The 9,945-nt window shown below is 44.4% G+C and carries 7 protein-coding genes; 5 read left to right on the top strand and 2 right to left on the bottom strand.

All coding sequences use genetic code 11. The features are described 5' to 3' along the window. The 3 genes from IH879_13155 to IH879_13145 all read left to right on the top strand — a co-directional run. On the top strand, positions 1–1,601 hold a 1,601-nt coding region (locus tag IH879_13155), incomplete at its 5' end, for a heparinase II/III family protein (protein ID MCH7675884.1). Further along, positions 1,598–2,695 (top strand): glycosyltransferase, encoded by a 1,098-nt coding sequence (locus tag IH879_13150; protein MCH7675883.1) that lies wholly within the window; start codon positions 1,598–1,600, stop codon positions 2,693–2,695. The genes IH879_13155 and IH879_13150, both read left to right, overlap by 4 nt. A gap of 473 nt (positions 2,696–3,168) precedes the next feature. Continuing rightward, positions 3,169–3,459 carry a four helix bundle protein gene (locus IH879_13145; protein MCH7675882.1) on the top strand — a complete coding sequence of 97 codons (291 nt, stop codon included), beginning with the start codon at positions 3,169–3,171 and terminating at the stop codon, positions 3,457–3,459. A 99-nt stretch (positions 3,460–3,558) separates the two neighbouring features. Here the strand turns inward: IH879_13145 and IH879_13140 are convergent, their stop codons facing one another. Then, positions 3,559–3,957, bottom strand: coding sequence for a response regulator (locus tag IH879_13140; GenBank protein ID MCH7675881.1), 399 nt, complete (start codon positions 3,955–3,957; stop codon positions 3,559–3,561). Between the two features lie 191 nt (positions 3,958–4,148). Continuing rightward, positions 4,149–7,421, bottom strand: a complete 3,273-nt coding sequence (locus tag IH879_13135; protein ID MCH7675880.1) for a PD40 domain-containing protein — start codon at positions 7,419–7,421, stop codon at positions 4,149–4,151. Positions 7,422–7,699: 278 nt separating this feature from the next. Between IH879_13135 and IH879_13130 the strand changes: the two genes are divergently transcribed. After that, a complete protein-coding gene (locus IH879_13130) occupies positions 7,700–9,151 on the top strand; it encodes a histidine phosphatase family protein (protein ID MCH7675879.1) in 1,452 nt (483 codons plus the stop codon). Between the two features lie 24 nt (positions 9,152–9,175). Beyond that, the coding region (locus IH879_13125) for a prenyltransferase (GenBank protein MCH7675878.1) at positions 9,176–9,945 on the top strand (770 nt) is incomplete at its 3' end.

Here is a 9,945-nt window from a genome sequence, read left to right as displayed (position 1 = left end):
CTGAGATCATTCAGGAGTTTAGGAATCAAACGCTCGATTTCCTGGCGACAAATCCCCTCCGAATGGGTTTCAACTGGGTATGCACTATGGACGTAGGGATTCGGGCGGCAAATCTGCTTCTTGCTCACGATCTCATAAAACAAATGGACAGTAATGGGCAACTCAACTCCGAATTCGAAGCTATCTTTGCCTACGGGATTTATGAGCACGGTTTACATATCGTGCATAATTTGGAATATTCCCTGAAGCACTCAACCAATCATTATTTGTCAAATATTGTTGCATTGCTCTTCATTGCAGCTTATATGGCATGTATGCCGGAAACAGATGCCTGGTTGGCATTTTCTGTTCAAGAGCTCATTAAAGAAGTTGAAAGACAGTTTTATCCTGCCGGTGGGAATTTTGAATCTTCAACTTCATATCACAGACTAAGTGGAGAATTTGTTGCTTATTCCACAGCGTTGATTTTAGGAATGAACGAAAATAAGAAAGAGGCATTAACCAATTATGAGTATAAAAATTGGAAACTTTCTCCTGAACTTAAATCTCCTGCGCAACAAGAGTACAATATTGATAGGGATGAATTTTTCCCGGAATGGTATATTGAACGCCTCTCTAAAGCAGGGCTATTCACGGCATATCTAAAAAAACCAACAGGGGAAATTCCTCAAATAGGCGACAATGATAGCGGCAGATTTTTTCGGTTGTCTCCGAACGGAGAATTTTTAACCAATCAGCAAGCCGAGAACAAATATTTGAATTTAAAGGGTTACAACGCGTTGCTTGATGAATACAATTTGAGTGGTAACAATAGTAAGTACTGGGACGAAAATACTCTTAATCACTCGACTTTCTTATCGGCGCTGTTTGGTTTTTTTGATTGTAAAGAATTTAAATCTCATGCAAAAAATTTTCCATTGGAGCAAAGTTTGATTCGTTCATTAGCAAGAAATAAAAAGCTTGAGTTTAGGCAGCAAAATGGAGTGAAAAGGCAAATAAGAAATCTAAAAACAGAGCATACAACACTACCATATCAATATAAGCAGATTATTCAACCAAAGAGAAAATTGGAAAAGTCTTTGCGGCAAAATCTGCAACTTCGTCCATACTTTGATTTCGGCATTTATATTTTTAGCTCCGATCGTATTCACCTGACTGTTTGTGCTACTCCCGCCGGGCAGAACGGAAACGGGGGACATACCCATAATGATAAATTATCATTTGAACTAAATATTGATGGCGAAGATTACTACCGTGATCCCGGGACCTATCTTTACTATCCACTGATAGAAAAACGGAATTTATTCAGGAGCGCCACTGCGCATAATCTGCTGACCCCACAGGGTATGGAGCCGAACAATTTCCGTCGTGATAGCGGGGGACTGTTTTCAATGGATAATGATGCTAAAATAAAGCTGCTGCAATTGGAAGATAATTCTATTACAATAAGAATGGACTACCGGCATGTCACTCAGATCAGGGAATTTGAAATTGCCGATGACTGTGTTAAGATATTGGATTTTAGCAATTGCGAGTTGAAACAAGAGAAATTTGCTTATTACTCAAATGGGTACGGTAAACTGATGGCGTGCCCGGTATGAGAAAGATTGTCTTCATTCTATGGGGAAATATTAAGTACGACGGTAGAGTCCAAAAAGAAATCCACACGTTGCGTAAAAATGGCTACAATGTTGAATTGATACTCCAGAACTTCGGGAATGATGATTTAACGAAATATGATTTCAAAATTCGATATTTCGACTTCACGCCTAAGTCACATCCTATTCGGAATTTCTTTCTTCCGTTTCAATTTTGCCGCGCAGCAGCAAAATTTTTAGGAGAAATTCAGCCTGATATAGTGCATTGTAACGATTTAAATACTCTTTACGCGGGCTATCTACATAAGAAATCGGGAGCCAATTTTAAACTGGTTTATGATGCACACGAATTATATCCGGAACAGTTTATTGACTTGACACGACGGATTTGGTGGAATGTTATCGAAAAACGACTATTAAGATACGCTGATGAAATCATACTTCCTGAGAAAAACCGGGTTTCGTATTTTAAGAAAAAATACGACATCAACCATGTTCATCTAATCGAGAATTTCCCAATTCAAAGACAACTACCGCCAGACAACTATCTTGAAGGAATTGAACCAGCTTCAAAAGGCAAAATCAAGTTGCTGTACATAGGCGCAATGTTTGAGAATCGAGGCATAAGGCACATGGTTAATGCCATGCCATTGTTACCAGAAGATTATTGTCTTTTACTGGTCGGTCAGGTCTCGGCGACAATGGCGAGGACTCTTAAAGACTTAGTATTCATGAATGGTCTGGCAGACCGGATATTTATTCTTCAACCTGTTGAAAACCGGAATGTTATAAATGTCATAAATTCTGCAGATATTGGACTAGTGTTTTACAACAATGCCACCCTCAATGACTACTATTGTGCAAGCAATAAACTTTACGAGTTTATCGTTTGCAGCAAGTATGTTGTGACCAATGATCATCCCGGTTTAAAAGAGACAGTAGAAGGAAATGGTTTTGGACAGTGTATTGATACTTTGAACTCATCTGCAATAGCACAAGCTGTATCCAAAATCGGGTTGAACGGCAAGAAATTTAGTAATACTGAGCGTTTCCTCTGGGCTAATCAAGAACAGATATTTCTTGATATCTACTCATGATGATTCTTTGAGATTTCCCTGATTACTTACGATGAACATTTCTCATTCCGCTGAATTGCCGTAAACAACTGAAAATAATTATTATAGGATGGTATTTCGATTTTGTTCACGCCGAAGGCGTTACACAACACAGCCCAGTGTTCGTTTTCTGAAGAACACTGGGATTAAAAAGGCAAACCGCAGATGAACCCTGTAAGGGTTCAACAAATTGGTCATGAAATCACCCGGTTGTGGTTTATGAAACCCTTTCAGGGTTTGATTTGATATGTTCTCGAAACCGAGGGTACCCCGACAAGTACAAGTCGGGGAACCCTCGGCTATGTTGTCTAACCGCTTCGCGGTAATACGATCCTTTTAGCAAATCAAGTCTGACGCACCAACGAAGTGAGAAATGTTAGTATTTAGCCGTTGGCTTTTAGGCGCCATTATTCATAAACTGGTTGCTCAATGAAAGATTTAAGGACCCTGAATATTTGGAAAGGTGGGATTGCCATCCCGACGCTTCGGGATTGGCAGAATTCCTTCCTGTTGCAGAAAAATATGGTTTAAGAAGTCAGATTTGTCGTTCTGCTGTATCGATACCTTCAAATATTGCCGAGGGTTGCAGTCGAAGCAGTCAAGTAGATTTTAAGCGGTTCCTGGAAATTGCTTTGGGTTCATCATTTGAATTGGAAACTCAATTAATCATCATTGAAGAACTATCTATCATCTCAGCTAAAGAGACAAAAGTAATTTTGCATCAGTCAATAAAGAACAAAAGATGATAAATAGTCTAATCAGCAAGCTCAAGGCCAACAGCTAAAAGCCAACGACTAACAGCTGAATAGTTACCATCTTTGAGATGGCTGTCAAATCTTGAAAAACTAAACATTAATCAACTCAATCTCTCGCAATTTCTCAAACAACTCTTTTTTCTGAAGCGGTTTGGTAAGATACCCATCGCAGAGTCGCAGAAATGAAACCAATCTCTGATCGTCATCATCAAGAGCAGTGAGCATAATGACTTTGGCGCCTTCACCGACCCTGATTCCCTTTTCTTTTTCAATATCTCGGATTTTCTTGAGTGCATCCTGGCCATCCAGGTTCGGCATCATGATATCCAGGCAAATGAGGTCGTAGGGGTGAGCTTCTTCGAATGCCAGTTTGACCGATTCAATTGCATCTTGCCCATTTACTGCGACTTCGCATTCACCGAATGGGGTGAGATATTTTGAGATTAACCGGCTAAAATCAGCGTCGTCATCAACAATCAAAATACGCATTTTTTTCCTCTATTTTAAATTTCTAAAAAAAGACTTCTATCTATTTATCGGTGAAGAATCGCAAATCTTTGAGGTGGGCATCGAAAATAGTTTAGGAAAGTCACGATAAAAAAGAAAAAGTCCAACTGTTGAGCCAAACCTAAGCAAAAAAACCTTCCAGGTTTATAAAAACCTGGAAGGTTAAATCACAACTACTGCCTGCCGCACCCGCATTTTAACTCCTCAAACCCAATCCCTTCTCTCCAGACAAATGCGTCGCTGGTTTTGGGATTTTCCCAGTAGAAAGAGCCGCGTACCCGCGGATGATTACCAATCTCGTTCATGGACTCGGCGTCGTAGAGACGGCCGTTTACCATGACATATAAAATGTTTTCACTGTTGCGAATATTTTCAAGCGGATTTTCATTCATCACAATTAAATCGGCCAGCTTCCCGGGTTCAAGCGAGCCAATATCATCATCCAGACCGATATATTCAGCCCCAAACAAAGTAGCCACCCGAATCGTCTCCAGGGGCGTCATGCCGCCTTGCGCGAACATCCACATTTCCCAGTGAGCAGCCAGACCCTGCCGTTGGCCATGTGCGCCGAGCTGCACTTTACCACCGGCGTCAATAAGCGCTTTTGCGTCGGCGGCAAGGCTGATATGACCATAGTCATCCTCAGCAGCCATTTGACGGCGCCGGGAACGTGCGTCAATAACCGCCCTTGGGTGGAAAGTCAGCAACCGTTTATTTTCCCAGACATTGGTGTGATGATACCAATAATTCTCGCCGGAAATTGCGCCGTAGCCGACCACCAAAGTTGGGGTGTAACCTGTGCTGCTTGAGCTCCAAAGAGTCAACACATCTTTATAAACCGGAGTTATGGGAATGGAGTGCTCAATGCCGGTGTGACCGTCAAGGATCATATTCATGTTGTGGTAGAAGGTTGAGCCGCCTTCGGGTACAACCATCATTCCCAATTCACGAGCGGCTTTGAGGATTTGCTGGCGCTGTTCACGCCGCGGCTGGTTGTAGCTTTTTATCGAAAAAGCGCCAACCGCTTTCATGCGGCGTAAATGTGAGCGCGCGTCATCAAGGCTGTCGATAACGGCTTTGAAATTTCCGTCTGCACCATAGAGAATCGTGCCGGTTGAGTAAATCCTTGGGCCGACGAGTATGCCAGCTTTAACCATTTCCGACTGGGTGAACACTTTTTCTGTGGTCGCGGAAGGATCGTGGGTGGTGGTCACCCCGAATGCGAGGTTCGCGTAATATGGCCAGTTTTGCTGCGGTGTCATACCGGTACCAAAATGAGAAACATGCGCATGGACGTCTACTATCCCCGGCATGATTGTTTTACCAATCGCATCGATCGTTTTGGCGCCGTCAGGAATTTGCACGTCCCCGGACACGCCAACCGCTACGATGCGGTTTCCGTCTACCACCAAAGTACCGTTTTCAATGACTTCATCGCCGCGCATGCTGATAATTCTCGCACCGACAAAAACGGTTTTACCTGCCGGTACGTCTGTTTCCAGAACTAATCCAATGTTTAAGCCGCTGGTATCCGGCGGGGGAATCGTGTCAGGCGCACCATCCACAAAATCAAAACTGGAACTTAACTCGCGGGTGTAGTACTCCGGTCCAATCGTCCAGTGCAATTTGTTACTGTCCCCGGACCAGTGCAAAGAAACGCCGGCATCCCGGCTGACTTTTTTAATTGGAATGGTTTTAATCTTACCGCTGAGCTCCACAGATGAACCGGTTTTTGGAAATGGAGTGATATACGCGTTAAAAAATTCTGTAAAAGCCATCCATTCTTCATCCGGACTCGGTACGAATCGAGTTGCATATTGCGAAGTGAAATGGGTCTGTTCATCACCGCCATCCAGGCGCACGCTTTTAAACGCTCTTTTGTTATCTTTGATTCCTTCCTGGAAATAAACTCGATCCCCTTTGAGATTAAGCCGCGGCTCACTTCCTTTTTCGCGAATAAAATGTTCGGCGCCGCCATTTGCTGAAATCCAGTATAGGCCCGGTTCAACGCCATGTGCAAACCCGAGCAGCGAGGTGCCGGTGCCTCGCCGGTACAGGATTCGCTGCCCGTCAGGGGAAATCGAAGGCGAGAAATAATACCCTTTGCGGCGGTTTAACTTTCTTGGTTTACCGCCGTCAAGTCCGACTTTGTAAATGCCGCCCAATTCGACATCGTCCCAGGTCGTATAAACGATCCATTTGCCGTCCGGGCTAAAAGCGGGTTCGTACTCAAAGTGCTCATCCTGGCTAAGCCGCTCAACTTTGCCATCGGGCAGTTGCTTTTTCCACAAATAACCGACGCCATTGAAGACCAGCCACTCACCGTCCGGCGAAGTAGTGGCTTGCCGAACCATCTTGACTTCAAACGTCTCCGGGCTGACTTTTTGTTTAATTCGAATAGCCTCGTGAACTGTGTGTTTCAGTTCTGCTTCAAATGGAATCTGAACGACTTCTTTGTTGGAAATATTGATTTTCCAGATGTGTCCTTTCGCCCAGAAAACGAGGTGCTGGTTGTCAGGCGTCCAGGCGTAGTTAGGATAAACACCAAAAATGGCCCAGGCCTCCTGCTGGTCTTTGTGCAGGTTATCGTAAATCGGCCACTGCTCCCCGGTTTCGAGGTCGTGGAGAAAAAGAACGCTTTTTGAGCGAACCCGCCGCACAAAAGCCAAAAGCTTACCATCAGGCGAAACCTGCGGACGAACTGCGCCGCCGGGACCGCTCACAATGTTCTTGATTTTTCCGGTTTCAGTATCCAACCGGCGGATCACGTAAATTTGACCGTGCGGATCTTTATTATATTGGAACCTGCCGCCGGAGGTCATGTCCTCGCTAAAATAAAGGTACCGGCCGTCGGGCGACATACAAGGTTCACCCGCATCCTGCTGGTCGTTTTTGCGCTTGGTCATCTTCAAGCCCTTGCCGCCCGAAATATGGTACATCCACATTTCGCCCGCGCCGAGGGAACGCCGGCTGGTAAAATGCTTGCGCGCAATCAGGTAGTTGCCATCCGGGGTCCAGCATGCGTTGTTGAGCAAACGAAAATCTTCTTTGGTCACCACTTGAGCTCCGCTGCCGTCTTTACTCATGACCCAGATGTTGTCGCCGCCGCCGCGGTCACTGGTAAAACTGATCAGGTTTCCGTTCGGACTGAAACGGGGTTGCACCTCGTAAGCGGGTCCGCCTGACAACAACGTGGCCTTGCCTCCGGCAATCGGTATGATAAAAATATCGCCGAGAAGATCGAACACGATTTCGTCGCCGTCCGGGCTGACATCGAGGTTCATCCAGGTTCCCTCGGTGGTTGTGAATTCCACCTGTTTCGTGGGACCAAAAGTGGCGGTGACATCCCACTCTTTCTTTTTTTTGTCATTCTTATCGGACGCGTAATTTTGGATTGAGAATAGAAAAGTAAATACTGCAAGAAATGAGATAGATCTAAATCGCATGTTCCCTCCTTAAATTTAAAAAAATGACACAAAAGTGTACTTTTACTCGTCCCATGCTCCGCGTGGGAACGGACCTCGGAACGTCCTAAATTCATTATACAAGAAATTTTTGATCGAAAAATAAAAACAAATTAAATAAACTCCATCCGAAAAGTCAAGTTAGGCTGCTAAACAAAACTGCCAATTTCTATTTATTTGTTGCATTTTGTAAAAAAACTGTTACTTTTCGTAATCATTTTTACTTTAAAACCAAATGCGAATTTTCCTCTTTTAGTCATATGCAAAAAAAACTATTTCTCTCCCAAGGGATCATTATTCTCATTGCCCTGTGCCTACCCACCGTTGTCTTTTCCGAAGAACCGGAAGCAATTTCTCTTTTAGGAAAGCAGCTCTATCGCTCGGCCCTGCAAGGCGATCTTGAACAACTGCAGTCAAACCTGAAGCAAGCGCAAGCGGACTACGAGAAAAATCCGGATGATCCGGAACGCATCATCTGGCTGGGCCGCCGGACGGCATATTTGTGGCGCTATCATGACGCCATCGATATTTATTCAAAGGGGATTAAAAAACATCCCAATTATCCAAAACTCTACCGCCACCGCGGGCACCGTTACATTTCGATTCGGGAATTTGACAAAGCCATTGCCGACCTCGAAAAAGCAGCTCGATTAACCGAGAACATGCAGGATGAAATTGAACCGGATGGCGCGCCCAACAAACACAATATTCCCAGAGGCACCCTGAAATTCAACATTTGGTACCATTTAGGACTCGCACATTACTTAAAGGGCGATTTTGAAAATGCCCTGAGTGCTTATTTCCAGTGCATGAAATATTCAAAAAACGACGATGTCTTGTGCGCCACCAGCGATTGGCTCTACATGACTTACCGTCGACTCGGTAAAAACGAAGAAGCTGCGGGAGTTTTGGAACCCATTCAGGAAAACATGGAAATTCTCGAGAACACCTCTTATCACAACCGCCTGCTCATGTACAAAGGTCTGAAATCTCCGGACGAACTTCTCAATAGTGAAAATCCGGATGAACTGTCACTTGCGACACAAGGGTACGGTGTCGGAAATTGGTATCTTTATACCGGGAAAAACAAAAAGGCCAGGGAGATATTTGAAAAAATTATCGCCGGGAAATATTGGCCGGCATTTGGCTTCATCGCCGCCGAAGCAGAATTGCAAAAACCGGGAGAAGTTAGCGAAACCGGAATAAAGCCGACCGTTTATCTGGTCCGGCACGCAGAAAAGCTGGCTGATTGGCCGCACGGAAGCATCGGCGATTATCAGCCCTTAAGTTCTGCGGGCATTGCCAGGACCGAAAAGTTAGCCGATTATTTTAAAGACCTCTCGCTCTCAGCAATTTATTCCAGCAACACAACCCGAACGCTGCACACGGCATTTCCGCTGGCGCAAAAGAAGGAACTTAAGATTACCGTTGCAGAGGCATGCAAAGACACATCTGCAATCACGGCATTTTTCCAAGAACTGAATGAGAAATTTGGTCCTGGAGACGCAGTTTTATTAGTCACTCATTCAAATTTAGTTCCTTATCATCTTATGAAAGCCGGACTTCCGAAAGAATGTGAAGATGAAATGGGATTTACTCACCCGACTGCCACTTCCTGGATTCTCATCGAAGGGTACGATCATATCTGGAAAATTGAGCAGTCAAGCAAGCACCGAGTAGACTGCGGCGGTGTTACCAGAATTGAATATTAACCACAGCCTGCCACGCAAATTATGATGCGTTCAAAAATCAAAGGCTACTTTATGCTCTTTCGAATTCTGCCGGTCATGGTCTGGTCGTTTACGGGGAGCCTTGTTGGAACTGCCCTGGCCGTATTTACAGGCTATGAAATAAACTGGCTGGCTTTTTTGTTAGTACTAACAATATCCGCCCTGATCCAGGGTTATCCAACTCACATTATTAATGAAATTTATGACTGGAAGAGCGGCGCGGACCGCCGGGAACCGCACGGGCAAAAATCCGGAGGTAGTAAAGTCCTGCAAGCCAAATTGCTCACCATTCGAGACATGTGGCAAGTTTTTTTCGTCTCGCATGTTATTTTAGTTATTTTGCTCAGCGCTTGTACTTTGGTAATTAATTCTCAAATTGTCTACGCCTTTATCATTCCGGGCTATCTGTGCGGCCTGCTTTATTCCCTGCCCCCTTTTCGCTTTTCGTACCGTCCGTTTCTTGGAGAATGGCTGGGTGGTTTCGCAGGAATCGTTTTACTCGTTTTAGGTAGTTATTATGCCCAAACCTTAACAGTCAATTCATTCTCAGTCCTAATTGCTTTGGGTATGGGTTTGACTTACATCGGTATCATGACATTCTTTCACTATCTCGATTTTGAGCACGATCAATTAGCCACTCCGGTCAAAAAAACGACTGTCGTTTCTTTAGGACTCAACGGCAGCCGGAAGTACGCTTACCTCTGCCTGCTCTTTTCAGCAAGTGTATTTTTGTTTTACATTTTTAAGTTCGGGATACAAGGATTGCCCTTGTTATT

The organism is candidate division KSB1 bacterium (assembly GCA_022562085.1).
Lineage (GTDB): Bacteria > Zhuqueibacterota > Zhuqueibacteria > Oceanimicrobiales > Oceanimicrobiaceae > Oceanimicrobium.
Note: the sequence above shows the minus strand (reverse complement) of the source record. Positions and strands in the feature narration are given on the sequence as shown.